The organism is Citrobacter sp. Cpo091 (genome assembly GCF_030332645.1).
GTDB lineage: Bacteria > Pseudomonadota > Gammaproteobacteria > Enterobacterales > Enterobacteriaceae > Citrobacter > Citrobacter portucalensis.
This window is the reverse complement of sequence record NZ_JAOWHL010000041.1, coordinates 132,146-156,680: the sequence shown is the minus strand read 5'-3', so window position 1 is coordinate 156,680 and position 24,535 is coordinate 132,146. Positions and strand designations below refer to the sequence as shown.

The 24,535-nt window shown below is 54.3% G+C and carries 28 protein-coding genes; 3 read left to right on the top strand and 25 right to left on the bottom strand.

The genetic code is table 11. The annotated features are described in order from the left end of the window. Nucleotides 1-45: 45 nt before the first annotated feature. Together nikR and OGY04_RS22625 are read right to left on the bottom strand one after the other, a co-directional pair. Nucleotides 46-447, bottom strand: a complete 402-nt coding sequence (gene nikR, locus OGY04_RS22635) for a nickel-responsive transcriptional regulator NikR (RefSeq protein WP_003827507.1) — start codon at nucleotides 445-447, stop codon at nucleotides 46-48. 91 nt (nucleotides 448-538) lie between these two features. After that, entirely contained in the window at nucleotides 539-1,399 is an 861-nt protein-coding gene (locus OGY04_RS22625; protein WP_286586051.1) for a LysR family transcriptional regulator, read from the bottom strand. A gap of 99 nt (nucleotides 1,400-1,498) precedes the next feature. Here OGY04_RS22625 and OGY04_RS22620 point away from each other — a divergent pair, with 99 nt between their 5' ends. Further along, complete coding sequence (locus OGY04_RS22620) at nucleotides 1,499-2,005, top strand: phenolic acid decarboxylase (protein WP_008786388.1); 507 nt, start codon at nucleotides 1,499-1,501, stop codon at nucleotides 2,003-2,005. Here the strand turns inward: OGY04_RS22620 and acpT are convergent. The 20 genes from acpT to OGY04_RS22520 all read right to left on the bottom strand — a co-directional run bounded on the left by acpT (nucleotide 1,997) and on the right by OGY04_RS22520 (nucleotide 19,153). Next, nucleotides 1,997-2,587, bottom strand: coding sequence for a 4'-phosphopantetheinyl transferase AcpT (gene acpT / locus OGY04_RS22615; protein ID WP_153687798.1), 591 nt, complete (start codon nucleotides 2,585-2,587; stop codon nucleotides 1,997-1,999). The two genes, OGY04_RS22620 and acpT, sit on opposite strands and share 9 nt — an antisense overlap. 1 nt (nucleotide 2,588) lies before the next feature. Then, nucleotides 2,589-3,818, bottom strand: a complete 1,230-nt coding sequence (locus tag OGY04_RS22610) for a beta-ketoacyl-ACP synthase (protein ID WP_003827516.1) — start codon at nucleotides 3,816-3,818, stop codon at nucleotides 2,589-2,591. Further along, nucleotides 3,815-4,546 carry a 3-ketoacyl-ACP reductase FabG2 gene (locus OGY04_RS22605; protein ID WP_008786386.1) on the bottom strand — a complete coding sequence of 244 codons (732 nt, stop codon included), beginning with the start codon at nucleotides 4,544-4,546 and terminating at the stop codon, nucleotides 3,815-3,817. The genes OGY04_RS22610 and OGY04_RS22605 overlap by 4 nt, the downstream gene beginning before the upstream one ends. Further along, nucleotides 4,543-5,019: a hotdog family protein gene (locus OGY04_RS22600; RefSeq protein ID WP_267442052.1), complete on the bottom strand. Its 477-nt coding sequence runs from the start codon at nucleotides 5,017-5,019 to the stop codon at nucleotides 4,543-4,545. The genes OGY04_RS22605 and OGY04_RS22600 overlap by 4 nt, the downstream gene beginning before the upstream one ends. Beyond that, on the bottom strand, nucleotides 5,016-6,185 hold the full coding sequence (locus OGY04_RS22595; RefSeq protein WP_048227437.1) for a beta-ketoacyl-[acyl-carrier-protein] synthase family protein: 1,170 nt from the start codon (nucleotides 6,183-6,185) through the stop codon (nucleotides 5,016-5,018). The genes OGY04_RS22600 and OGY04_RS22595 overlap by 4 nt, the downstream gene beginning before the upstream one ends. 1 nt (nucleotide 6,186) lies before the next feature. Next, on the bottom strand, nucleotides 6,187-6,771 hold the full coding sequence (locus OGY04_RS22590; RefSeq protein WP_286586050.1) for a DUF3261 domain-containing protein: 585 nt from the start codon (nucleotides 6,769-6,771) through the stop codon (nucleotides 6,187-6,189). Then, the gene (locus tag OGY04_RS22585) at nucleotides 6,768-9,086 is read right to left on the bottom strand and encodes an MMPL family transporter (protein ID WP_286586049.1); all 2,319 of its coding nucleotides are present in this window, start codon (nucleotides 9,084-9,086) and stop codon (nucleotides 6,768-6,770) included. The genes OGY04_RS22590 and OGY04_RS22585 overlap by 4 nt, the downstream gene beginning before the upstream one ends. Further along, nucleotides 9,055-9,660 carry a LolA family protein gene (locus OGY04_RS22580; RefSeq protein WP_032945279.1) on the bottom strand — a complete coding sequence of 202 codons (606 nt, stop codon included), beginning with the start codon at nucleotides 9,658-9,660 and terminating at the stop codon, nucleotides 9,055-9,057. Before OGY04_RS22580 ends, OGY04_RS22585 begins: the two co-directional genes overlap by 32 nt. Continuing rightward, nucleotides 9,657-10,079, bottom strand: a complete 423-nt coding sequence (locus OGY04_RS22575; protein WP_003827529.1) for an acyl-CoA thioesterase — start codon at nucleotides 10,077-10,079, stop codon at nucleotides 9,657-9,659. Before OGY04_RS22575 ends, OGY04_RS22580 begins: the two co-directional genes overlap by 4 nt. 3 nt (nucleotides 10,080-10,082) lie before the next feature. Further along, on the bottom strand, nucleotides 10,083-11,774 hold the full coding sequence (locus tag OGY04_RS22570) for a glycosyltransferase family 2 protein (RefSeq protein WP_286586048.1): 1,692 nt from the start codon (nucleotides 11,772-11,774) through the stop codon (nucleotides 10,083-10,085). Then, a complete protein-coding gene (locus OGY04_RS22565; protein WP_020996070.1) occupies nucleotides 11,765-12,118 on the bottom strand; it encodes an ApeI family dehydratase in 354 nt (117 codons plus the stop codon). The genes OGY04_RS22570 and OGY04_RS22565 overlap by 10 nt, the downstream gene beginning before the upstream one ends. After that, complete coding sequence (locus OGY04_RS22560) at nucleotides 12,105-13,466, bottom strand: AMP-binding protein (protein ID WP_286586047.1); 1,362 nt, start codon at nucleotides 13,464-13,466, stop codon at nucleotides 12,105-12,107. The genes OGY04_RS22565 and OGY04_RS22560 overlap by 14 nt, the downstream gene beginning before the upstream one ends. Beyond that, nucleotides 13,463-14,044 carry a COG4648 family protein gene (locus OGY04_RS22555; RefSeq protein WP_286586046.1) on the bottom strand — a complete coding sequence of 194 codons (582 nt, stop codon included), beginning with the start codon at nucleotides 14,042-14,044 and terminating at the stop codon, nucleotides 13,463-13,465. Before OGY04_RS22555 ends, OGY04_RS22560 begins: the two co-directional genes overlap by 4 nt. A gap of 6 nt (nucleotides 14,045-14,050) precedes the next feature. Further along, nucleotides 14,051-14,302 carry an acyl carrier protein gene (locus OGY04_RS22550; protein ID WP_003827536.1) on the bottom strand — a complete coding sequence of 84 codons (252 nt, stop codon included), beginning with the start codon at nucleotides 14,300-14,302 and terminating at the stop codon, nucleotides 14,051-14,053. A 12-nt stretch (nucleotides 14,303-14,314) separates the two neighbouring features. Continuing rightward, nucleotides 14,315-14,572, bottom strand: coding sequence for a phosphopantetheine-binding protein (locus tag OGY04_RS22545; RefSeq protein ID WP_003827537.1), 258 nt, complete (start codon nucleotides 14,570-14,572; stop codon nucleotides 14,315-14,317). After that, nucleotides 14,553-15,368, bottom strand: coding sequence for a lysophospholipid acyltransferase family protein (locus OGY04_RS22540; protein WP_286586045.1), 816 nt, complete (start codon nucleotides 15,366-15,368; stop codon nucleotides 14,553-14,555). Before OGY04_RS22540 ends, OGY04_RS22545 begins: the two co-directional genes overlap by 20 nt. Further along, complete coding sequence (locus tag OGY04_RS22535; RefSeq protein ID WP_020996072.1) at nucleotides 15,368-16,087, bottom strand: beta-ketoacyl synthase chain length factor; 720 nt, start codon at nucleotides 16,085-16,087, stop codon at nucleotides 15,368-15,370. The genes OGY04_RS22540 and OGY04_RS22535 overlap by 1 nt, the downstream gene beginning before the upstream one ends. 40 nt (nucleotides 16,088-16,127) lie before the next feature. Continuing rightward, the gene (locus OGY04_RS22530; RefSeq protein ID WP_003827540.1) at nucleotides 16,128-17,189 is read right to left on the bottom strand and encodes a class I SAM-dependent methyltransferase; all 1,062 of its coding nucleotides are present in this window, start codon (nucleotides 17,187-17,189) and stop codon (nucleotides 16,128-16,130) included. A gap of 68 nt (nucleotides 17,190-17,257) precedes the next feature. Continuing rightward, on the bottom strand, nucleotides 17,258-17,635 hold the full coding sequence (locus OGY04_RS22525) for a hypothetical protein (protein WP_122973818.1): 378 nt from the start codon (nucleotides 17,633-17,635) through the stop codon (nucleotides 17,258-17,260). Nucleotides 17,636-18,106: 471 nt separating this feature from the next. Further along, on the bottom strand, nucleotides 18,107-19,153 hold the full coding sequence (locus tag OGY04_RS22520; RefSeq protein WP_008786374.1) for an AI-2E family transporter: 1,047 nt from the start codon (nucleotides 19,151-19,153) through the stop codon (nucleotides 18,107-18,109). Nucleotides 19,154-19,286: 133 nt separating this feature from the next. On the opposite strand from OGY04_RS22520, the gene OGY04_RS22515 reads away from it, so the two are divergent. Continuing rightward, on the top strand, nucleotides 19,287-20,504 hold the full coding sequence (locus OGY04_RS22515; protein WP_003827545.1) for an MFS transporter: 1,218 nt from the start codon (nucleotides 19,287-19,289) through the stop codon (nucleotides 20,502-20,504). Between the two features lie 3 nt (nucleotides 20,505-20,507). Here OGY04_RS22515 and OGY04_RS22510 read toward each other — a convergent pair whose 3' ends face one another. After that, nucleotides 20,508-21,065, bottom strand: a complete 558-nt coding sequence (locus OGY04_RS22510) for a DcrB family lipoprotein (protein WP_003827547.1) — start codon at nucleotides 21,063-21,065, stop codon at nucleotides 20,508-20,510. 72 nt (nucleotides 21,066-21,137) lie between these two features. Next, complete coding sequence (locus OGY04_RS22505; RefSeq protein ID WP_003827549.1) at nucleotides 21,138-21,803, bottom strand: 7-cyano-7-deazaguanine/7-aminomethyl-7-deazaguanine transporter; 666 nt, start codon at nucleotides 21,801-21,803, stop codon at nucleotides 21,138-21,140. 168 nt (nucleotides 21,804-21,971) lie between these two features. Here OGY04_RS22505 and tusA point away from each other — a divergent pair, with 168 nt between their 5' ends. Further along, complete coding sequence (gene tusA, locus OGY04_RS22500) at nucleotides 21,972-22,217, top strand: sulfurtransferase TusA (protein WP_003827551.1); 246 nt, start codon at nucleotides 21,972-21,974, stop codon at nucleotides 22,215-22,217. Nucleotides 22,218-22,315: 98 nt separating this feature from the next. Here the strand turns inward: tusA and zntA are convergent, their stop codons facing one another. Then, on the bottom strand, nucleotides 22,316-24,514 hold the full coding sequence (gene zntA, locus OGY04_RS22495; RefSeq protein ID WP_286586044.1) for a Zn(II)/Cd(II)/Pb(II) translocating P-type ATPase ZntA: 2,199 nt from the start codon (nucleotides 24,512-24,514) through the stop codon (nucleotides 22,316-22,318). Nucleotides 24,515-24,535 lie beyond the last annotated feature (21 nt).

Genomic DNA, 24,535 nt, shown 5'->3' with positions numbered 1-24,535 from the left:
GATAAGGCGTAGCCGCCATCCGGCATCCCGCAACGAAACAGGCAATTACTCTTCTTTCGGCAGGCACTGTAGATGGCCGTGGCGCACGCCGCGCTGGGAAATCACGTCATCGGCAAAATGCTGTACATCGCCCATGTCGCCTTTTAGCACGGCGATTTCCAGGCAGTCGTCATGGTTGATGTGCACGTGCAGCGTGGCGACCGATAAATCGTGGTGGTGGTGTTGGGTAGAAACAATACGGCTGGCCAGATCACGCTTCTCATGCTCATAAACATACGAGAGCACCGCGAAGCCCTGAGTGCCGTGTTCAAGGGTAGTTTCCTGCGCCAGTGCGCCACGCAGAATATCGCGGATCGCTTCGGAACGGTTGTTGTAGCCACGGCGCTGACTCAGGCCGTCGAGCGTTTCCAGTAAATCGTCATCGAGGGTAATGGTGACTCGTTGCATCTGCAGTTAACCTTTCATGTGGCGCGTTGGCGCACAGGGAGTAAGGGGAATAGCGTATTTTGTAACACACGTCCGGCATCCGGGGAAAAGGTTAATGCTCTCGCAATAAACGCAGCAGAGTACTGACCTGTTCATCCAGCGGGGCAAGCGTATCTTTAACGATCAGATGCAAAGGCGTGGCGCGGCGAGCACCATGGCTTAACGGCAGTGGGCGTAAAAGCCCCTGATCAAGTTGCGTCTGAATACGTTCCTCGGGCAGCCAGCCGTAACCGACCTGATACATCACCGCATCAATCGCGGCATCAATGGTCGAGAAGGTCCAGGCATCGCGCACCGGTTGTTGTGGGTTGTCGCGATCGGCAATGCGAATCAGCGGCCAGGCGCGTAATGCGTCTTCATTCAGCGGCGCATCCAGCATGCAGAGTGGGTGATCGCGGTGGGCCACGGCCACGAAGTCAATATTCATCAGCCATTCGCCGCGTCCGGTGACATCCTGACGCCGGGTCAGGATCATTACGTCCGCATCGGCATGTGCTGCCAGTCGAGCATCACCATTCTCCAGGACTTCGGTCAGACGCACCTGCGTTTGCGGCCAGGCCTGCTGAAACTGTTTGAGAATGGCAAACAGGCGTTTGCGTGGGAAGATGCTATCTACCATCAAATCCAGCCGCGTTCGCGTACCGTTTTGTAACGTTGCGGCCCGGGTTTCCACCCATAAAAAGGCCTTCAGTAGCGGTTTGACCTGATTGAGCAATAGCTCTCCGGCCGGTGTCAGGACAGCCCTGCGCCCTTCCGGGGTCAGCAGCGTTACGCCAAGTCGCTCCTGTAACAGTGCCAGATTGTAGCTTACCGAAGACTGGCTACGGTTGGTCTCTTCCGCCGCTTTAGCGAAGCTGCCCAGCTCCACCACTTTCTCCAATAGGGCCCACTGCTCGAGGGTTGTTTTGTGCATAACTCATCTAATAATTGAATGAATTTGATGCAAATATAGCGTTATTCATCCAATTTTTGAAGCGTTAAGATCCTCGCATCAAGTAAGAGGAGAACGAATATGAGTGCGTTTGATAAACATGATTTAAGCGGATTTGTCGGCAAACATCTGGTCTATACCTACGATAATGGCTGGAATTACGAGATCTACGTGAAAAACGACACTACGCTGGACTACCGCATTCACAGCGGCATTGTGGGGAATCGTTGGGTGAAAGATCAGCGGGCCTATATTGTGCGGGTGGGGGAGAGCGTTTATAAAATTTCGTGGACCGAACCGACCGGGACCGACGTCAGTCTGATCGTAAACCTGGGTGACAAACTCTTTCACGGCACCATCTTTTTCCCTCGCTGGGTGATCAATAATCCGGAAAAAACGGTCTGCTTCCAGAATGACCATATTCCGCTGATGATGTCGTACCGCGATGCCGGCCCGGCGTATCCCACCGAGGTGATTGATGAGTTCGCGACCATCACTTTCGTACGTGACTGCGGCGCGAACAATGATGACGTTATTGCCTGTGCGGCGAGCGAGCTGCCGAAAAACTTCCCGGAAAATTTACGCTAAGGCTTCCAGTCGCTGCACGGCGTCTGCGGTCAGGGTAAACGGCGTGGGGGTGCACACCGCCAGGCTCAGGGTATCGAGCTGGCACTGGCTGACGGAGAGTGAGGAAGTTAGCGCGGTACTGTCGACGCTGACGATTTGCCAGGCGCTACCGCCGCGCTGTTTCACGATAGCTTCTTTACGCGTCCAGATGCGCCAGAACGCCGCCAGCTGTTGCTCCGGGCGTTCGGCCTCGACTTCGGCATGTTCACCAAGACTGAATACCGTATTTGCCAGCGTTTGCCAGTTATCGCGCGGGCGAACGACTTCTATATCGCAGCCGACTTCCCCTTCGTCGCTGAGCAGCAGGGCGATATCATCACCGCTGTGGCTGAGATTGAACCACAGCGGCGTGTCAGCAGAAAAGGCCGGTTTTCCTTGCTCGCCATAGATGATGTCTGGTAATGGCGAAAGGGCATGGGAAAGCAGCACGCGACCGGCCAGCCAGCGCGCACGGCGAGCACCTTGCGGCGCTTGCTCACTCAGTGCGGCAGGCAGTGCACCAGCGCTTAAAACAGAAACTTTCCCAAGAACGATCCGGTACATATCACGGCCAACGTTTAATGATGATAGAAGTATTTATGCCGCCAAACGCAAAGTTGTTGCTCTGCAAAAACTCGCAATCAATCTTGCGGGCTTCACCCATAATGTAATCCAGCGCGCCACAATTGGCATCTGGCTGGCTCAAATTTAGCGTAGGCGCAAACCAGCCTTCACGCATCATTTGCAGACTCATCCAGGCCTCTAGTGCGCCACAAGCGCCAAGGGTATGTCCAAAATAGCTTTTAAGCGAGGATAGCGGAACATTATCACCATAAATTGCAGAGGTTGCCTGACTTTCTGCAACATCACCACGATCGGTTGCGGTTCCGTGCGCTGAAATATAGCCGATATCCCGGGCACTAATACCTGCCATATTCAGTGATTTTTCCATGCAAATCTGCATTGTTTCGCGCTGCGGCTGGGTGATATGGGCTGCATCGCAGTTAGTGGCAAAGCCAACAATTTCACCATAAATCGTTGCTCCGCGCGCTTTAGCGTGTTCCAGCTCTTCCAGCACTAGCGTACCTGCACCTTCTCCGATGACCAGACCATCGCGTTTTTCATCGAACGGGGATGGGGTGGTTTTCGGCTCGTCGTTGCGCTGGCTGGTTGCGAATAACGTATCAAACACGGCGGCTTCGGAAGGACACAGTTCTTCTGCGCCGCCGGCGACCATCACCGTTTGATAGCCGTGTCGAATGGCTTCCCATGCGTAACCAATTGCCTGGCTACCGGATGTGCAGGCGCTGGATGTCGGGATGACTCGCCCACGCAGACCGAAAAACAATCCGGTGTTAACGGCAGTGGTATGCGGCATCATTTGCACGTAGGTCGTGCCGGTGATGTTATTGGTGTGTTTCTCGGTCAGCATGGTCGCGAACTCGCTCACTGGACCGGTACTACCGGTTGATGAACCATAAGCGATCCCGGTTTCACCGTTAGTCAGTACCCGATCGCCAATCAGCCCGGCCTGCTCAAGCGCCAGCTCTGTTGCGCGGGTGGACATCAGCGATACGCGCCCCATGGCGCGAATTCGCTTGCGGGTATAGTGTTCCGGCAGAGTGAAGTCGTCGATCGGCGCTCCCAGCAGTGTGTGCAGTCCGTCATAAACCTGCCACTCCGGCATTTTGCGTACCGCATTTTCATATGCCAATAACCTGGCGGAGACAGCCTGCCAGTTTTCCCCAAAGGCGGTGACGCCGCCCATGCCTGTAATCACGACACGACGTGTCATAACATCCCTCCATTGATGGAAATCACCTGGCGAGTTACATAGCCCGCCACATCCGACATTAAATAACTGGCAAGCCCGGCCACTTCTTCAGCCTGACCTATTCGTTTCATGGGAATCATCGACATCGCCTCTTTCAATGCGGCTTCTTCCATCTCGATCATCCCGGTATCAATGAGTCCCGGTGCAATGCAGTTTACGGTAATTTTGCGTTTTGCCAGTTCGATAGCCAGCGCTTTGGTGGCACCAATAATTCCGGCTTTTGCCGCACTGTAATTGACCTGACCGCGGTTGCCCATCACGCCCGAAACCGAAGACAATGTGATGATACGGCCCCCCTGGCGTGCGCTGATCATCGGCATAATGCACGGATGAATGACGTTGTAAAAGCTGTCGAGGTTGGTATGGATCACCGAATCCCAGTCGTTATCACTGAGCGCAGGGAAAGCGGCATCCCGAGTGACTCCAGCGTTGCTGACAATACCGTACCATGCGCCGTTTGCCTCAATATCTTGCGACAGTATTTCACGGCACTGCTCGCGATTGGCAACGTCAAATGTCAACAGGCGCCCTGCGCCGCCAGCGGCGAGGATAGCATCCAGCGTTTCTTGTGCTCCTTGCACATCGCGATGATAGTGTACGCCGACCACAAAACCGTCCGCGGCCAGTTGTCTGGCGATGGCGCGACCGATACCTTTGCTGGCACCCGTAACTAAAACTGAACGGCTCATGTGGACGCTCCTTGTTGAAATAGCGTGTTAATTTCTTCTGATGTCGGCTGGAAGGTGTTGACTCGACCGGTTGCCAGCGTCTCGTTGTCTGCCTGGATGGCACATTCAAAGCTACCGAATCGTGCATCCTGCATCAGCAATTTGACATGGATGCTCAGCGTCTTCCCGGCAGGCAGAACACCTGTAGCACAGACTAACTCACGTGCGCCCAGTACCATACCTAACGTAATACTCGCCTGACCTTGTTGCTGGCGGTGCCAGCCAGACCAGACGCCAATGGTCTGCGCCATCAGTTCCAGTGCGAACCAGCCAGGCAGACTGCCATCAGGGTCGAGAAAAGGGGCCAGTACGCTGTTTGCTGATACCGTCACGTGGCAGGTGGCGGTTTCGTCCGCCACACTGACGACCTCTTCAAGAAGCAGCATCGGCGCATCATGCGGTAAATAATCGCCCGGTGATAAATAGTGGCTCATGAGATTCTCCCGAGCAGGATGCTGGCATTATTGCCACCGAAGGCAAACGAATTAGACAAGATAACCGGGCGAGTCAGCGGCTGCGGCTGTTCAATGATGCCGCAGGGTGGCAATGTTTCATCGCGTGGCGACTGGCTAAAATCCTGCGGCGGCAGCGGCAGCTCGCGTTGCAGAATCAGCATACTGATCGCTGCTTCGGTGATCCCCGCAGCGCCCAGCGTGTGCCCGGTCAGGTGTTTGGTTGAACTGCACGGGACCGTTTCGCCAAATAGCGCGCTCACGACGTTGGACTCAATCTGATCGTTTAACGGTGTGGCGGTACCGTGCAGATTGATATAGCCCACGTGTTCCGGCGTCATTCCTGCGTCGTTAAGCGCCTGGCCGATGGCGCGAATGGCACCTTCCCCCTGTGGATGGGGAGCAGAAATATGGTACGCGTCGCTGGATTCGCCGACGCCAAGGAGCGCGATAGGCTGTGGCTCGCGGGTTAATACCATCAATGCTGCGCCTTCGCCAATGGTGATCCCACAACGGTTGCGGCCAAACGGCTGACACAGCGTTGGGGAGAGTGATTCCAGACTGTGGAATCCGTTGATTGGCATTCGGCTTAGCGTATCCGCACCGCCGACAATGGCGATATCGACCAGACCAGATTCGATCAAACGACGTCCGCTCATGATAGCTCTTGCACTGGACGAGCAGGCGGTTGAGAGCGTAAAGGCCGGGCCATCCAGCGCCAGCCAGTGGCTAAGAAAACGCGACGGATCGCCCAGTTCCTGTTGCGGATAGCGCCAGTCAGTGCTCTCTTTGCCGTTGAGCATCAAATCTACGTGAACGTCACCCTCATCCAGACCGGAGGTGCTGGTGCCGAGAACAACAGCAATACGATCGCGACCAAATCGGGCGATAGCGTCGTCCACCTGCGGCTGGATTTGCATCAGTGCTGCCAGCAATAGCTGGTTGTTGCGCGAACGATGAGCGCTAAAGTGCTGAGGAATAGCGGGCAGCTCACCGTCAACGCCTGCTAACACGGCGGATGGGTGTCCTTGCAGCCAGCCCGTGCGCGGGCGCATTCCCGGCGCTATGCCACGAGTGATGTTGGCTGCGATTTCATCAGTGTTATTGCCCAACGCATTAATCATGCCAACGGCAGAAATGTAGATCATCTCAGTCACCCAGGTATTGAATGGTGATGTGGTATTTAAAAACGTGCTGTTCAATGCTGATCGGTTCGCGTTTTCCTTTTCGATTCAGATACGTGATTTCCGTGACCACTTTGCCGCGGGCATTGCGCAGCTCACGCGTGTCACCCGTATCGACGAGCGTCCAGCCTGTGGGTAATTGCGGTTGCCAGGCGCTAATCGGCCAATGACTGAGCATCACGTCAGCCAGCACCTGGCTGGCTGGCGGCAATTGTGGAACGATGATCGATTGCTCGGTGTGCAGTCCTTTTTCATCGTAAGTCACGAGGAACAGGCGAATGCCGACTGATGATAGCCCGGCAAGTGTGATTTTCTTGTCATCAGCATTGAGCATGACCAACAGTGACTGAGTTTTGCCGTTAAAACTTCCGGTTAGTAGCTGTTGTGAATTCACCGGGGGAGAAATCCCCGGGGCAGGTAGCGTTACACGAGTCCCCGGCTCTAACCAGGCTTGCGGGCGGCCTTTCTGTTCCGGTTGCGAGTGGCTGCAACCTGCCAACAGCAACGTGGCGACGAGCGCAGCGGTGCGCCAGAATGTCTGTTTAATCATCTTCTTTTTTTCTCTTTTTTTCCTGGCATCGCCAGCGGTGACAGCAGGAAGGCGGTGAAAATACCGCTCACTAGCACAATGCCAAAACTGCTGATTGCCTGAGTGGCGCTAAAGACCAGCATGCCGAGCGTCAGGAGCGTGGTCATCATTGCCAGCGTGATAGCCAGCAGCGATGTCAGTGGCGTACCGCGTGGATTACTGAAAAACAGCGTGTAGTTAATGCCAATTCCCAGTACCAGCACCAGTGCCAGCAGCGAGAACAGGTTGAGCGCATGACCGCTCAGGGCCAGCACCGCCAGACTGCAACCTAAAGACAGCACTGAGGGGACCAGGCTAATTAAGCCTTTACGCCAGCCAAGCCGAATGACGGCGCCACAGGCAATCACCGCCAGCGCAATGCACAGCAGACCGGTCAGAATATGGCGATAAAGGGCAAACAGGTTGTCAAAGCTGCTCTTACGATCCACCCACGCCACGCCGGAATATTTCGCGCTGAGCGTATTTAATGCATCACTTTGTTTCACCCCTTCAACGGGAACCAGTACGCTGCTTTCGCCATCAGCCAGAGACAACCATAGCAAGCGCCAGCCTTCACTGGCCGGGCTGGCAAGCCAGGCATCGACGGTTACGGGCATGGCGCTAAGATCGGGGTTCACCGTTGCCAGACCGGCGTTGTTTAAGGCTTTCGTGATGGCGGGCGCGGCATCTTTTAGCAGAGACAGATCCTGCTGTTGCTGGGCGAGTGAATTGAGCGGAATGGTGCGATATCCGCTGAGTAAACCATCTTTTTTTGCCTGTTCCAGCGCGGGGATAAAGGTTTCCAGCCGCTCCAGCGTTTGCTGAGCGGATTTGCCGTACACCACAAACCACTTCTGGTCGACGCTTTGCCCGGTCAGGGCGGTAATCGCTTTTTCCTGAGCAAGAATACCCTGCGGCAGCGCCTGTAACTGGGAGATATCATCATCTACGCGTAGCGTCGCCATACCTGCCAACGAGAACAACGCCAGCGCCACCGGCAGGCCAACGGATAATTTCTTATTCCGCCGCCATGCAGCAAGCCAGCGTAGCATGAGTACCATTGCCGGCACCGGGCGTACCGGCAACCGACGACACAACCACGGGTGCCAGAAAATGACCGTCAGGCAGGAGGCGCTCAGACCTACCGCCGCGAATACCGCCATCTGGCGAATACCGGGGAAGGGGGCCAGCATCATAATCAGATAAGCCGCTACGGTGGTGAGTAGAGCCAGGAACAGGGCATTGCGCACTTTGGCAAGGCTTTGCCATGGCGATGTTTCCGCACCGTGCACCATCCGTTCGGTCAAATAGTAGAGCGTATAGTCGGCGGAAATACCGATGATGCTCATGCTCATCACCAGCGTCATCAGATGGAGCTCGCCAAAAATCAGCAGCGTGACGACGGTCCCCGCCAGCGCACCAATGCCAATCGAAATCAGGCACAGCAGCAGCGGACGCAGCGAACGAAATACAGCCACGATGAGCAGGATCACCCCGAGCACAGTGGCTATGCCGAGGGTAGAGATATCTTGTTTCGCCTGCTGGCTGGCGTAATCGCTATAGAACAGCGTCCCGCGAGACAGCAGTTGAGCCTGTGGATAGTGGGCTTTGAGCTCACCCTCCAGCGTATTCAGCGTGGTGACCAATTGATGCGTCTGTTGCATATCAAACGATGAGCCGGTCAACTCGCCATGTAACAGATACCAATAGTTGCCTTGCTCATCCTGGGTGACAAGCCAGCCGTCCATCAGGCGCAGACGCTGCCCGGTTTTGGCCATGGCCAGCTGCGAGCCTCGCATCAGCATGAAGGGATCGTTTTGTAGCTCTTTGCCACTGACGCCGGAGAATGCGGAGTAAAGTTGGGACAGGATCCACTGGCCCTGCGCTTCGCCGCCGTTTTGCAGCCGGGCGCGGGTCTCGTTATCTATCAGGCCGTTACGATGTTGCCAGAAGAATGCCCCCCAGGCTTGCTGGCTGTCGGCATCCATTGGACCTTTTACCTGGGCTAGCGCGTGCGATTTTTGCAGTAAAGCCAGCCAGTCCCGGGCTATAGCTGGGTCCGGTTGCTTACCGGGGCTCACTAGCCAGACCACCTGACGGTCAAGGCGCTGCATAAATCCCTCGTTAAGACCCGGAGGTATAGCGCCCAGCGTCTGCTTTGGCAACATGGCCAGCACGCTGCTGTTAAGGCGGGCCTGAGGTAGCAGCGTCAGAAAGATGCCCAGCAGGAGCAGGCAGACGACTCCCCATAACAGCGCGGGGCGTTTACTGGGCGGCAAAGCGTTGGCGTTCGTCATCGGTCAGTTGCGCTGGCGTTAGTTGGTGTTGGGAAAGCGCGATATCGGTGCGATCCCCCTGCTTATCGTTGAGATGAATACTCTCCAGGTAAGTCTTTCCGGCTAAATCAATCGTCGCAAAAATCTTATCCAGCGGTGTGGTGATTGGCGTCAGGCGTAGCGTCCAGCGACCTTCTCCTAAGTCTGCAAACTCCACGCGGAAGTTTTGTTCCAGCACGTTACGATCCGCCTGGAATAACGCCCGTAGCAGATGATTAAACTGGAACATTTGCGGGTTATTCTCAGCGGTAATGGTCTGCGGTGGTTGACCGTTAATTGCCTGAACCATCCGTTTGTCGTCCAGCAGCAGTTGCATGGGGAACGGGGACGTTTGATCCCACAGCAACCCCTGGTCGCGGGCGATCAACATCTTGCCCTGAGATCGCAGCGGCTGCGGCAGATCCTTTATCGTCCGGGTTTGATCGAAGTGGGCGCGAACCACCGGTTGTTCGGTAAAACGCTGTTGTAGGGAGTCGAGCGTCAGGGCACTGACGAAAGGGCTGACGAGCAGCACGAGCAATGGCCATAATTTCATGGTGTCACTCCCATCCGTTCAAACAGAATATCCGGGCTGACAAAGCACAGTTCACGGCTTTTTTCGTCGACGGCGACCTGGATGGTGTAGCCTGTTGTGGCGCGTTTACCTGTTTCGGCATCAAAAATTTCGTAGCCAATACGCAGGCGATTTTCGTACTCTTTAATTTGGGCGCGTACACGGATACGCTGCTCGAAAGTCAGCGCATTGCGATACTTCACCCGAGTGTCGACCACGGGCCACAGATAGCCAGATTCTTTCATCTGCCGATAGCCATAATCGAATTGGTTCAGCAGTGCCTCACGGGCAATCTCGAAGTAACGGAAGTAGTTACCATGCCACGCTACGCCCATCATATCGACGTCGTGAAACGGAATAGTTAGCTCGACTTCAGCCGTAAAGCGGGGATCGTTAAGCACCCTTTACTCCTTGTCATTGGTATCCGGCAGTTGCCAGAAATCGAAAAAGTTAAACCAGTCGAGGGGCGACTGAAGCGCATAGTGCTCAAGGCGTTCGGCGTAGCGATCGACAGTATTTTGTAATGCCTGTTGTCGTGTGGCGCGCGGTAAGAGCAGCGGGTCGGCAAACGGTTCGCAGTAGATGTGGAGTTTCTCCTGCTGACGCAGGGCAAAAATCAGATCTACAGGGCAGCGTAAAATAGACGCGAGAATAAACGGGCCCTGAGGGAATGGCGCGTTTTGCCCCATAAAGCGGCTCCAGCACACGCGCCACTCGCCGCCGCGTTGGGGATTGACTGCGATGCGATCGCCTACGATGGCTACCCATTCACCGCGCTCCAATTTCTCTTTGAGCAGAATGGCAGTATCTGGACCAATACTGTTCACCGGGAGCAGATTTAATCCAGCCTGCGGGGCCATCTCTTGCATGATTTGTTTAAAGCGTTGGGCGTTATCGCTAAATACCAGCGCATTGATTGTTTTACTGCCCTGTAGCTGGGCCAGTGCCCGACAGGCTTCGACATCGCCAAGATGTGAAGCCAGTAGTAGTTTTCCCCGAGGATCGCTGATATTCAGCGTCGTTTCTGCACTTGGTGCAAAAATCACATCGCGACCGAAGTGCAGCTCACCACGCCAGCTGGCGATCTTATCCAGCATCGCGCCGCCAAAACGCAGGAAATGCTGATAACTGGTCAGGTTTGGCGGTACTGGCATCCGCCGAGTGATCAGTTGCGCCCTTACGCGGCTAATCCAGCGTTGAGAGGCTTTTCGGGCAGTTGAAGCGCTGAGCCAGTATACGCCGACGACCGGATACAGCAGCAGGGAGAAGGCTTTGCGACCCAGTACACGCCAGACCAGTAGCATCAGGCGCATTCCCCACAACCCTTTGACTTCCTGTTGCTGCGCCCAGTGTGTCGATGAACGACGACAAAGCAGGGAGGGGATGCGTGGCAACATGCCAAAGAACAGGCGAGTGTGCATCAATGAAATGTGCAAATTGTCTTTAAGCGCGTCGAAATGGGATAGCCCGTCCTGCGGATAGGTGACTCGCGTGGGGATAAAATAGCTGGTGTTGCCTTGCCAGTAGAGGCGCACCATCACTTCAGTATCAAAATCCATCCGTTTGCCGAGCGTTACGCGCTGTGCCAGTTGCAGCGTGGGGGCCACCGGATACACCCGGAAGCCGCACATACTGTCTTTGATCTGCAACGAGAGCGTTTCTATCCACACCCAGATATGGGTTACCCAACGACCGTACAGGCGCGAGCGAGGAACCGAATCATCGTAAATCGGTTGCCCGGAAATCAGTGCTGTCGGATGTTCTTTTGCCAATGCAAGCAGCCTGGGAATATCTTCAATGGCATGTTGCCCGTCGGCATCGACTTGCACGGCATGACTGAACCCGGCATCTGCCGCCGTCTGCATTCCGCGAATAACCGCCGCGCCTTTGCCTGCGTTGATGGGCAGGCGAATTAACGTCAGATGGCTGTATTCTGCCGCCAGGCGTGCCAGTTCATCTCGTGTAGTCTCGTCACTGCCATCGTCCACCACAATGCAGGGGAGATTGAACGGCTGAAGACGATCCAATACGTCCGACATCATCGCGCCGTGGTTGTAGCAGGGGATCAAGACGCACGGGGAAAAGGTTAGCGGCATAACCGAATCTTCCCGCTGCTGGCGGTATGGCGCACGTCACCGTCGTGGCGCTGGTAGCTAAAAGAGAGCATCTGACGCGCTTCCTGCCAGCTCAGACTCAGGGTGACGGTGGCCTCTGGCAATAACGGCGACTGGAACTTCACGTTTTGAATACTGTGAAAACGCCAGCCAGGGGCCAGCAGCGTGGTGGCGTAATCCATCGCCCAGTTCAGCTGTGCAACGCCCGGCAGCAGTGGCTGCACGCTAAAATGCCCGCTGAACCAAAACAGAGAAGGGTCTAGTTGTAAAACAATCTCAGCCTGGTGAGGCAGTGCCTGATGGCGCTCGATTTCATGGGGTTTCATGAAATAACTCCTGTAATTGCGCATAGACACGCTTGTTCATACTGTTGACCGGAATCTCATCAATCACCCGCCAGTAGCGGGGAACCGCGACAGGCTCCAGCCAGGGCAGCAGCGAACGTCGCCAGGTCAGTTCTTGCGGTTTACCACCGCACTCAAGCCAGCGTTGCCGGGCTTCGTCATCCAGTACCAGCAGGACGCCAACGCCCTGACGTCCTCCACGTGAGACCGGCAATGCCGCGACTTCACAGATACCATCCAGTGCCAGTAAACGTTGTTCCACTTCGCTGAGTGAAATACGTTTCTCTTCAATTTTGACCACCCGCCCGCGTCTGCCCATCAGGCGGAACTGTCCATTTTCGATAAACTGCAGAACGTCATCGAGTAACAGGCCATCATCAGCGTTAATTAGCGGTGAAAACACACGAAATGCGTCGTCTTCTGACTGGAATCTGACGCCGGGAAAGGGCAGCCATGCCACATCATCCTGATGGCGATAGCGCCACGCAAGGATCCCGGTCTCAGTGCTGCCGTAGATCTCATCGGGCCAGACATTTAGCCAGTCAGCAGCCTGCGTGACGTCCTGCCAGGGCAGCATGCCGCCCGCAGACAGAATCAGTTCGACCGGCGGCGGTGTCAGGTTGTGGTCGAGGCGTTTCAGAAACGCCGGGCTGCTGATAAACGCATACCGATGCTCAGCGCTCAGCGCCGCCAGTTGTTCGGCATACCAAAGCATCGCCGCGTGCAGCGGCAGACCTAAGGCCATCGGCAAAAAGATACGGAACGTCAAGCCATACAGATGTTGCGGTACCACTGACGCGACCACCCGGCAACCTGCCAGACGATCGGCAAAGCGTGTAGCGAGCAATGCCGCTTCGCTATCCAGACGAGCGATCGGTTTGATCACGCGTTTCGGCTGGCCGGTCGAACCGGAAGTGAATAGCTCCACAAAGGCGTCACTGCGTATTGCTGGGAACGTGATGTCGTGAGCCACGGATGTCATGGCGGAGCTGACCACCCGCAGCGTTCCCTGCCAGTCCATCGCTTTATCGCTCAGTACGCCGTCAAACAGCAAGTGCTGCTCGTTTAACAACGAAACGCGACAATGTCCTGGGATCACCGGTGTTTTGCCGGCATGGAGCGTTGCCAGCAGCGCGACGATGAATAAATAGCTGTTCTCGAAGCACAATGCCCAGCGTTCACCTTCCTGCTTTCGCAGATATGTTATCAACTGGGCCACATCATGGCGCAGATGGCCAAGAGTCCAGGTATGCTCTTCCTGCCACGCAACAGGAACGTCGTCCGGACGTGGGGCACAGAGCCATTGAGCGAGTGTGAGGGGCTGCTTCATTGGGTATCTCGTTTTATCACCAGTTGGCGAATTAACCACTCGCCTACCATCAATGTTCCCATTAGCAGATAGGAAACCATGCCGTTCCAGGTGGTCCACAGGGTCATATCGCCATTCAGTGCGGTAAAGAGCGCAACGCTGCCATTGATGATGAAAAAGGCGCACCAGATTTGTGTCACACGGCGCGTATAGCGCACGCCCGCATCGGGCAGATTTGGGTCGCGCAGTCGTGCCAGACGTTCAACAATGGGCATTGCTGACCATAACGATCCACCAAAAACCGACAGCATAACGGCGTTTACCACTACCGGATAAAACAGCAGCAGCTGGTGCGTTTTGAGCAGATAACTGGCAATGCACAAGGTGATACCCGCGACCGCCACTACCTGTGTCATGACGCGCAGCGGCCCCGCCTGTCGCCGGGTCTGGCGAAAGCGTAAAAAAAGGAGTAGCGCCATCAACGGTAGCAACCAGTGCAGACTGTTATGCGCCAGGCCAAACCAGATCAAAAACGGCCAGGCCAGCAACAGTAGACCTGTCAGCAGTTGTACGACTGGCAACGAGCGTGTGCCCGACACGGAGAATTACGCTTCTTTGAGAAGGCGTTCTACCGCATCGACGACATCTTGTACGGTGCGTACTGCTTTGAACTCTTCCGGCTTGATTTTCTTACCGGTTTTCTTTTGCAGATGCACGATCATGTCGACGGCATCGATGCTATCGAGTTCCAAATCTTCGTACAGGCGCGCCTCAGGCTTGATATCTTGCGGGTCAACTTCAAACAGCTTGACCAGCAGCGAGGAGACTTCTGCGTAAATGGCTTTTTGTTCGGTCATAACGGACTATCCTCAGGCACGTTGCGCGTGAATGAAAGATGCCAGCGTGGCGACGGAGAAGAAGTGCTGACGCATTTCTTCGCTCTCTGCTGAGAGGATCACGCCATACTCGTTTTTCACCGCCAGACCCAGCTCCAGGGCATCGATTGAGTCCAGACCTAAGCCATCGCCAAAGAGTGCCGCTTCGGTTTCAATATCATCAGCTGTCAGTTCGTCGAGATTCAATGTCGTTATAATGAGATTTTTGATTTCAAGATAAAGCGCTTGCATCATTAATTCCTGAAAGAGGTAAAGTACCTGATTGTAATTGAAGCAAAAGATGCCGGTTCAACTGCCTTGCGGCCAGCGCCGGTTCTTGTGAGTTTGCGTCGTAAAATTGGTCGATCTTAACCCGTTCGTGTACTGAAATGGTAAACATCGGTTTTACAGATGGGACGTTGTACCATTGGCTTTCTTTATCCAGCATTTGTTCGCTGCAGTTAATAGTCACTATGCGTAAATCACTGCTGCAGCGCACGGCGATATTCGCCGCACCACGCTGTAACGTCATTGCTTCTCCGGGGCGTGTACGGGTTCCCTCGGGGAAAATTAAAATGGTATCGCCTTGCTCCAGACGTTGCTGGCAAGCGGGCAATAGCGCATCAGCCTGGCTGTTAATCAGATAATCTGCGGCCCGGACTACGCCGCCGAGAAAAGGATTTTTTAGTAGTGCACTTTTCACCAGACAGTCGGTTTCTGGCATGACCGAGGCCAGTAGGACATAGTCGATCAGCGTCGGGTGGTTGGCGACGACAAGACACCCTTGTTCGTTGCGTAAAATGTCTCGCCCTTCAATCTGGTAATCCAGCACGCCAAGCCGCTTCGCCACGGTTAAGAAGAGACGAAAACTGGCGGCGATACTGCGTCTGGCGATACGCCGACGTCGGGCTTTATCCCATACCGCGATCAGCAGGACGTTAAACCAAATCGTAGATAGGAGGAGCCCGCCGAGGCCAAACAGGGCAAAGCAAAAACCGGTCATCACCAGTCGCCATACCCGGTTAAGCCGCAGTATCATCGTGTTCATCACTGACTCCACTGCCACTGTACGCGTTCGCCAGGCAGGGTAAACGCCCTGGCATCTTGTAAGTAATGTTGTAAAAACAACAGGCTTTGCGGCAACGTTGTCTCGTCCTGTGCGCTGTGTGGACGGGTTTCACATTGCCAGCTATCACCGGATTCAATAACCAGCGCGACGGCAAACGGCCACGTTGGCATGTCTGGTGGTAACTGTGGGTGATAAAACTCGGGCAGAAAACCGTCGAAATCGACCATCAATACGCGCTGATATCCCGCCTGCAACAGCCCGATGACTTCGCATAACCCCTGCTGGAATGTATCCCTGCCAGCAGAAAGCGAGGAGGAGACAATCGGTTTTTTTGCGGCGATGGTCAAGTTACCCACAGCAGAGTTATGGACAGAAAGGGCAAAATCGGTCGGTGAGAGCGCTTGCTCAGTCGCAAGAGCGTGTAGGATCCTGTAGTTACGCTCCAGTTCACCATGGCGGCTGGTATACAAAACGGCATTGATATCATGACGGCGTAGCATCGCCAGACCGCAATCGACGGCCAGTTTGCTGCCGGAACTGAGGCGGCGAGCTGTCATCATCGGTAACTCATGGAGCTTAGCCAACGGCGCGGTGGGATCGATGGCGTGCGAAAGCCGTGACCATTCATGCCACTGTTCTGTTTCGCTTAACCCTGGTGCCTTGGCCTGCCAGTCAATAATGTTGAAAGCAAATTTCATCAACGCGTATCCGCGGTAAATCGGTTGTTCCGATTGTTTCTTATTTTTTCTTCTGACATATCAATAAAGTATGCCCAACACCTAAGTTGTCGTGGCGTTCATCTACCTGAAAACCTGCCTGATTCAGATAGTGATAAAACTTCTCTACGCTGTAGAAACGGCTGTTGCCATTCGCCATACAGGTAAAATAAAGCGAAGACGCATTCAGGCTAAATGAGGCCGCCTCAAATTTTTGGGCATCCCAAAACAGCTCCATAATGCACAGCTTCGCGCCCGGTTTCATCACCCGAGCAACGTTGCTTAGCATAGCGATAATTTGTTCCGGGGAAAAACAGTCCAGGAATTGGCTCATCCACCAGATATCAGCGCCGTCAGGTAAAGGCGAGTCGCTAAGCATATCCACAGCATGGAAATTTATGCGATGAGATAATCCTGCATTTTCTATATTTTCGCGGGCAAGTGCAATTTGTTGCGGCAAATCTAAGAGGGTGACTGTAATATTGTCATCATGCTGACAACAACGTAATGCCCATTTCCCGGTATTTCCACCGACATCGTACAGGGTTGCAGGGGCGCTGGCGAATACATATGGCAATGCGGCATCAAATGCGCCATCTGAATAGTAATGATCAAAAGCAAACCAACTTTCACGCGCAGCCAGCGGTAATTGTGATAGCGCAGGATAGATTGTTGGCCAGTCGCCAAAAATTTTTAGTCCCGCGGGTTTTCCATCTTTCAACGCATTTTCAAGATAGAACAATCCTTGGTAGCAAACATCCTGAGTGAAGTCCATATTCACGCGCGTCATGGTGTCATGTAAAAGAAAATGACCGACTTTAGCGAGGTAATAATATCCTTCTTTGTGGGTAATGATTCGCCCACTTAACCCCATATCCAACAGGATGCTGGCGGCATATTCGTTGATGGTGCTGTTTTCGGTAATTTCGTCGAGCGTGGCGCCGCGTTTACCTTGCTTGTCTAGCCAGGTGAGTACTCCCGCATTTCGCAGACACAACGCGGTTTGAAAAAGCATAGGGGCAAAGGCGATACGTTGTGCTTCAGTAATGGCATCCAGTGCGCTAAGCGAATCCTGTTCGTACATGTGGGGACAACCTGTTAAATGGCAGATAATAAGAGTATCGGGCCTTTTCGGCCCGACTTTAGGCATAATTACAGATTGGCGCCGGCTGACAGATTAAGCTGGATGTCTTTATCCAGATTGCGTACCCAGCGGTTATAGTTTTTGTGAATTTTTCCACCAGATGCCTGCAGGTTAAGGCTGCTGTCGTATTTGATGTCATAGCTGGTGGCGGTATAAGTGATACGGACTTCAGCTACATGATCGCGGGTTTGTTGGCGAGCTTTAATAACACCTGGTCCGACTTCAGACATGACCCATTGGCGTTGAATACCGGCTTTCAGGATTGCGGTTTTAACCTGGTCCTGAGTATGCCCCGCGCTCACACTGGTGTGAACTTGATCAATCGGCGCAGTACGTGCACAACCCGCCAGAGCACCGACAACGGCAATGGCCGCAAACCACTTAATATACTGTTTCATTAAAGCTCCCTATCAAAGTACCGTTTATACGTGTTAAATAATAAACTCCGAAATCATGGGCACCTTGTATTGCCTATGATTATATTTAAGCTAAATTAGCATTTTATTTCATATAGTTGGTAGCAAGGTAATGAGATGACCGGATAGTAATATCCCAAGACTTTCTTCAACGGAAATTTTTCAGCATCATCATTGGCGAGAAGTATAGATTTTTAGAGAAAATGTATCAAATAAAATAACCTTTAAAGCTAAGTAGATAGCTTAAGTTAAATGCTTTGGGGGGTATTCATTATTTTTATGCGTTTTGGTAAAGAAACCATCATCTTGACTTATGTATTTTCTTTATAAAAAATGAAATCCCTTTCACTCTTTATTTAAGATAAGCTTCTATATATAACTGCGTTAGCGTCATTTTAACGGTCATATAAAAATATAAAAACTACCTCGGTTGGTAGTTTTTCAGGGAAGCCGGCTTTTGGGCCTGCCGGGCCCCAGCAAAATCGCCAGTTTGCTGCCGCCTGTGGTGGTTTCCATCCAGATTTTACATACGCTGGTTAACGGCACGGAGAGCAACATGCCGACCGGACCGAGCAGCCATCCCCATACCAACAGAGAGAGGAAGACGATTAGCGTCGATAATCCCAGCCGATGCCCCATCATTCGGGGTTCGAGAATATTGCCAATCACCATATGCACCACCAGAAACAGTGCGCCAACCAACAGACATTCGTAAATGCCATTAAAAAGCAGTGCCTGGATCATGGGCGGGACGGCGGAAATGACCGAGCCAATGTTGGGCACGTAGTTTAACAGGAATGCCAGTACGCCCCACATCAGAGCAAACTGAATCCCCATCAGTGCCAGTCCCAGCCAGATTATGGCACCGGTCCATAAGCTGAGCAGCGTTTTCAGCGCCAGATAGTGTGACACACCCTTCAGCGCCCGATGTAGCCCCGCAATGTGAATTTGCGGATTATTCAACGCAAAACGCATCTTATAGGGGACATGACGCACCTCAAACAGCATAAAAACTACCGTCATCACCAGCAGAAAGACGCTGGCCATGGCACCAGAAAGACTCGTCATCAGCGTGGTTGTGAAGGTCATCAGCTTGTCAGAGTCCATGCGTTGCAGTATACGTTCCGGGGACATATGCAGATTCAGAAAAGGCACCATCTCTTGCAAATACAGAACCTTGCGCGTTAGCTCCTTATTATATTTTGGCAGCAGGTCCATGAATTCAGTGATTGACGACGCCAGCACGCCAACCAACGCCGTAAGAACGATCAGCATCACCACCACGACTAAGGTAATAGCGATTGGGCGACCGACTCCCCGGCGGATAAACCAGGTGACAAGTGGATTCAATACAATGGCAAAAAAGAGGGCCAGCAGCAGCTGCACAATGATATCCGCCGCAGCATGGATACCTGCGAGGATCACCACCAGAGCGGCCAGTTTGAGCAAAATGTGCAAACCCGTTTTATCGGGCTGGGTGGTTATCATGTCTTCTTCCTGTTTGCGTTTTTGCATTAAGTGTAGCGGCTGGCTTGCGACTGATATTCCTAAACTGGCTACTGATTTCTGCTCTGCAACATGGTAGAAATGAAACACTGTTGTGAAAACGTGGTGACCCTCCATGCCCGAACCCGTCGCTGAACCGACGCTTAGCGGTTTACGCCTGAACCTGCGTATTGTTTCTGTGGTGATGTTTAACTTCGCCAGCTACCTGACCATCGGCCTGCCGCTCGCGGTGTTGCCTGGCTACGTCCATGATGTAATGGGATTTAGCGCTTTCTGGGCTGGGCTGGTCATCAGCCTGCAATACTTCGCTACGCTGCTGAGCCGTCCGCATGCCGGTCGCTATGCCGATCTGCTGGGGCCAAAGAAGATTGTGGTATTTGGGCTGTGCGGCTGCTTTTTAAGTGGCCTGGGCTATTTACTGGCGGGATCAACGAACGGCTGGCCGTTGGCCAGTCTGCTGCTGCTATGTCTGGGGCGCGTGATTCTCGGGATCGGGCAAAGCTTTGCCGGGACCGGCTCTACGCTGTGGGGCGTGGGGGTGGTTGGCTCAATGCACATCGGACGGGTGATTTCCTGGAATGGCATCGTGACCTATGGCGCGATGGCGATAGGCGCGCCGCTGGGTGTTCTGTTTTATGCCTGGGGTGGCTTACAGGGGCTGGCGCTGACCGTGATGGGCGTGGCACTGTTGGCAATCCTGCTGGCGCTCCCTCGTCCGGCGGTGAAGGCCAGTAAAGGTAAACCGTTGCCATTTCGCGCGGTGCTTGGGCGCGTCTGGTTGTATGGCATGGCGCTGGCCCTGGCCTCCGCCGGATTTGGGGTAATCGCTACCTTCATTACCTTGTTCTATGATGCCAAAGGCTGGGATGGCGCCGCATTCGCGCTGACGCTTTTTAGCTGCACGTTTGTCGGTACTCGTTTGTTGTTCCCAAATGGTATCAACCGTTTAGGCGGGCTGAATGTGGCGATGATCTGCTTTAGCGTCGAGATTGTCGGGCTGTTACTGGTCGGGATGGCTTCGATGCCGTGGATGGCGAAAATCGGCGTTCTGCTGGCCGGGGCTGGGTTCTCACTGGTTTTCCCGGCGCTGGGCGTGGTGGCGGTAAAAGCCGTTCCTCAGCAAAATCAGGGTGCTGCGCTGGCGACCTACACGGTGTTTATGGATTTATCGCTGGGGGTTACCGGGCCGCTGGCCGGGCTGGTCATGACGTGGGCGGGTGTGCCGGTTATCTATCTGGCAGCGGCAGGGCTGGTAGCGGTGGCGTTATTGCTGACCTGGCGGTTAAAAAAACGGCCTCAGGTGGTGTCACCGGAGGCCGCGTCATCGTCTTAACCGTTACTGGATAACCAGCGTGTTAATGATGTTTTCTGCGGTAGTCTGCGCTTTTTGCTGATCGTCAGCAGGCAGCGTGATTTGCAGCGTCAGCAGTTGGTTGTCCACTTTACCCAACACCACGGAAGAGTATGCGGTCTGGCCTTTGGCCGAGATGATGCTGTCTAACTGCTGCAGCGTGTGGCCTTTCAGCTCAATAGATTTATTGGTGACGACCTGCAACTGCGGGTCACGGCTACGCTGCTGATCTTCCAGACGTTTTGCCAGCACGGCCAGATCTTCGTTGGTGTTGTCGCCAACAATCACAATCACCGCTTTCTGGCCGGTTGCGTCAGAATATACGTGCATATTGTTCGCCTGGGTGCCCAGCTTGCCGCTCTGATCGGTCATATCCGCTGGCAGGGAAAAACTGAGTTTGCCGTCCAGCAGGCTGACCGGTTGTCCGGTGGCGTTACTTTCTGCGGCAGCACCCTCGGCTGGCGCTTTTGTATCGCTATTATCACAGGCCGCAAGCCCCATAACCAGCAGGCCAATACCGACATATTTAACCAGATTGCGCATTGACTTCTTCCTTTCGATAAACGGCCATAACGGCTCATTCGTCCATCTTATCACAACTCGGAAAATGAACCTTTAACTCGTCTGCAATGCAGAGATTTCAGATTTATCTGCCAGCCTTTTCAGTAACATATTCAGCAACACGCCATACATTGGCAGGAAGAAAATAATGCTGATCAGCACTTTGAAGCAGTAATCGACCAATGCGATTTCCATCCAGTGCTCGGCCATAAAGGCATCCGGGCTACGCCAGAAAGCGATAAAGAAGAAGGCCAACGTATCGCTGATATTGCCAAACAGCGTGGACGCCGTCGGTGCCAGCCACCAGCGACGGTTCTGACGCAGGCGGTTAAAGACATGCACATCCAGAATTTGTCCCAGCGCGTAGGCCATAAAGCTGGCGGCGGCGATACGGGCGACAAACAGATTAAAGTGCAGCAGTGCGCCGAATCCTTGCCACGATCCCATATAGAACAGCGATGAAACGACATAGGAGATCAGCAGTGCGGGGATCATAACCGCAAAGATGATACGTCGAGCCAGCGGCGCGCCAAAAATACGCACGGTCAGGTCGGTCGCGAGGAAAATAAACGGAAAGCTAAACGCGCCCCATGTGGTATGGAAACCAAAAATGGAGATTGGAAGCTGCACCAGATAGTTGCTGGAGGTGATCACCAGCAGATGAAATAGCGATAGCCAGAACAACGCTTTTACGCGCTGAGTTTGTGTAAACGGAGTCATATTGTGACCTTTTTGTTGGATGGGGTGAGGGAACCCAATAAAAAACCGTCGCATGATACTGCTTTAAGAGCACATTGCAATGGTTGTTTTTCACGCAATCGTTAACCTGATTGGCTTACGCCACAACAGAGCGTAAAATAACGCCGTTTTTGTATGAATGAGACGACGATGAGCGACCTGTTTACTTCCCCCGACCATACTCTTGATGCCCAGGGGCTGCGCTGCCCGGAACCGGTAATGATGGTACGTAAAACCGTACGCGGCATGCAGGCCGGTGAAACGCTACTGATTGTCGCCGACGATCCGGCAACAACCCGCGATATTCCTGGCTTCTGTACCTTTATGGAACATGAGCTGGTGGCCAAAGAGACCGACTCGCTGCCGTACCGCTATCTGGTGCGCAAAGGCCAGTAATCTTGTTATGCCGGATGGCGCTAACGCTTCTCCGGCCTATAAAGACTGAGTAATCTGTAGGCCTGATAAGCGAAGCGCCATCAGGCGAGAAACAGGCACTACCCTTTACGCAACAACCGCAGCGCGTTCGCGGTCACCAGCACCGTCGCCCCCGTATCCGCCAGCACCGCCAGCCACAGTCCGGTTATCCCGAGCAGCGTGGTGACGAGGAAAATCCCCTTCAGACCCAGCGCAATCGCAATGTTCTGGCGAATATTGGCGTGGGTGGCCCGCGCCAGCTGAATCATTTGCACCAGACCACGCAGACTGTTGTGGGTCAGAGCGGCATCGGCGGTCTCCAGCGCGACGTCGGTCCCGCTTCCCATCGCAATACCAATTGTGGCCGCTTTCATTGCCGGAGCGTCGTTGATGCCGTCGCCGACCATCGCCAGCGGCGACTGTTGGTTAAGATGGGTAACGGCCTGCACCTTATCTTCCGGCAAGAGTCCCGCTTTGAATTCGAGGCCCAGTTCACCGGCAATGGCGGCGGCCGCACGCGGGTTATCACCGGTCAGGATCACCCCTTTCACGCCAATCTGATTAAGCTCGCTGATGGCGCTGCGAGCGTCATCGCGCAGCGTGTCCTGTAGGGCCAGTACGCCGAGAACGGTATCGTTACGCAGCACCAACACCACCGTTTGGCCCGCGCTTTCCAGCTCGCTAATCTGCCCGGCAAAGGCGTCGGCAGGCTGCTTACCAGCGGCGCAAATCAGTACGCGTTCGCCGTTGACCAGCGCTTCAATTCCAGAGCCAACCAGCGCCCGTTGCTCTTTTGCGACAGGAATAGTCAGCTCGCGCGTTTGTGCTTCCTGAACAATTGCTTGTGCCAGCGGGTGTGTCGCGCCTTGCTCTACCGCTGCCGCCAGTGCCAGCAGTTCAGCCTCACCAATACCGCTTGCCGGATGAATCGCCGTGACGCGTGGTTTACCGACGGTCAGGGTGCCGGTTTTATCAAACGCCACCTGAGTGACTCTACCCAACTGTTCCAGCGCGGCTCCGCCTTTGATTAACGCCCCACGACGCGCCGCAGCGGCCAGACCAGAGGTAATGGCTGCGGGCGTTGAAATCACCAGAGCGCAAGGACAGCCAATCAGCAACAGCGTCAGCCCTTTGTAAATCCACTCCTGCCAGGATGCAGCAAACAGCAGTGGCGGCACGAGGGTGACCAGCAGCGCAACCGCCATAATAGCTGGGGTATAAATTCGGCTGAAACGGTCAATGAAGCGCTCAATGGGAGCGCGGCGTTCTTCCGCTTCTTCAATCAGCTTCAGAATACGGTCAATCGCGCTGGCACCCGGTTCTGAGAGCACTTCCAGCGTTACCAGACGATCCACGCTGGTGGCACCCGCCGGGACTTTCTCGCCGGTGGCGCGTTCAACCGGGATCGATTCGCCGGTCAGGGCGCTCTCATCAAAGCTGGCAAAGCCGGAGACCAGTTTGCCGTCGGCAGGTAAACGCCCACCCGCGGCAACTTCAATAACATCGCCAGGCCGGAGGGTATTGATAGCCACCTCTTCGCGTTCGCCGTTACGCAAGCGTGTGGCGGTTTCCGGTTTGAGCGCCATCAGAGCGCTGACCCCTTTACGGGCGCGGCTGGCGGCCCATCCTTCCAGACGCTCGCCAATTAAAAACAGTAGCAGCACCATAGCGGCTTCCGCCGTCGCGCCGATAAACAGTGCACCAATGGCGGCGACGCTCATCAGCGTTTCAATGGCAAAGTAGCTGCCGGTTTTCATCAGACGCAGGGCCTGACGGGCAATGGGATACAGTCCGACCAGCGTGGTGGCGATAAACGCTATCTGACCGAAAGGATGATTGAACTGCTCCAGCCCCCAGCTAATCGCCATCATAATAATCAGCGAAATCAGCGGCAGGTTTTCTTTAAAACGTGACTCGGGGGCGGCGTCCGTCGTGTGCTCATCGCGCAGGGTATAGCCTGCTTTTTGCACCGCGTTTTCAACTTGCTGGCGGATATCGGAACCGGCATCGACCACCAGTTTTTCAGTGGCGAACAGAACCTGGACCTGGTTGACGCCGCTGACCTGGCGGACCGCATTCTCTACTTTGCGGGCGCAAGCTGCGCAGTCCATGCCTGCCACTTTCCAGGAATAGCGGGTACCTATTACGGTATCGGATACGGTTGGTGTAGTGGAGCAGCTTCCTTCGCAGCAGCAGTCATCCGCCTTTTGTGGTGCAGGCGCTGGCTTGAAAGAAGAGAATTGTGGGACTTTTTTGCCACGGGTATCGGGTGTCGACATGGCATCCTCCGGTTGATAATC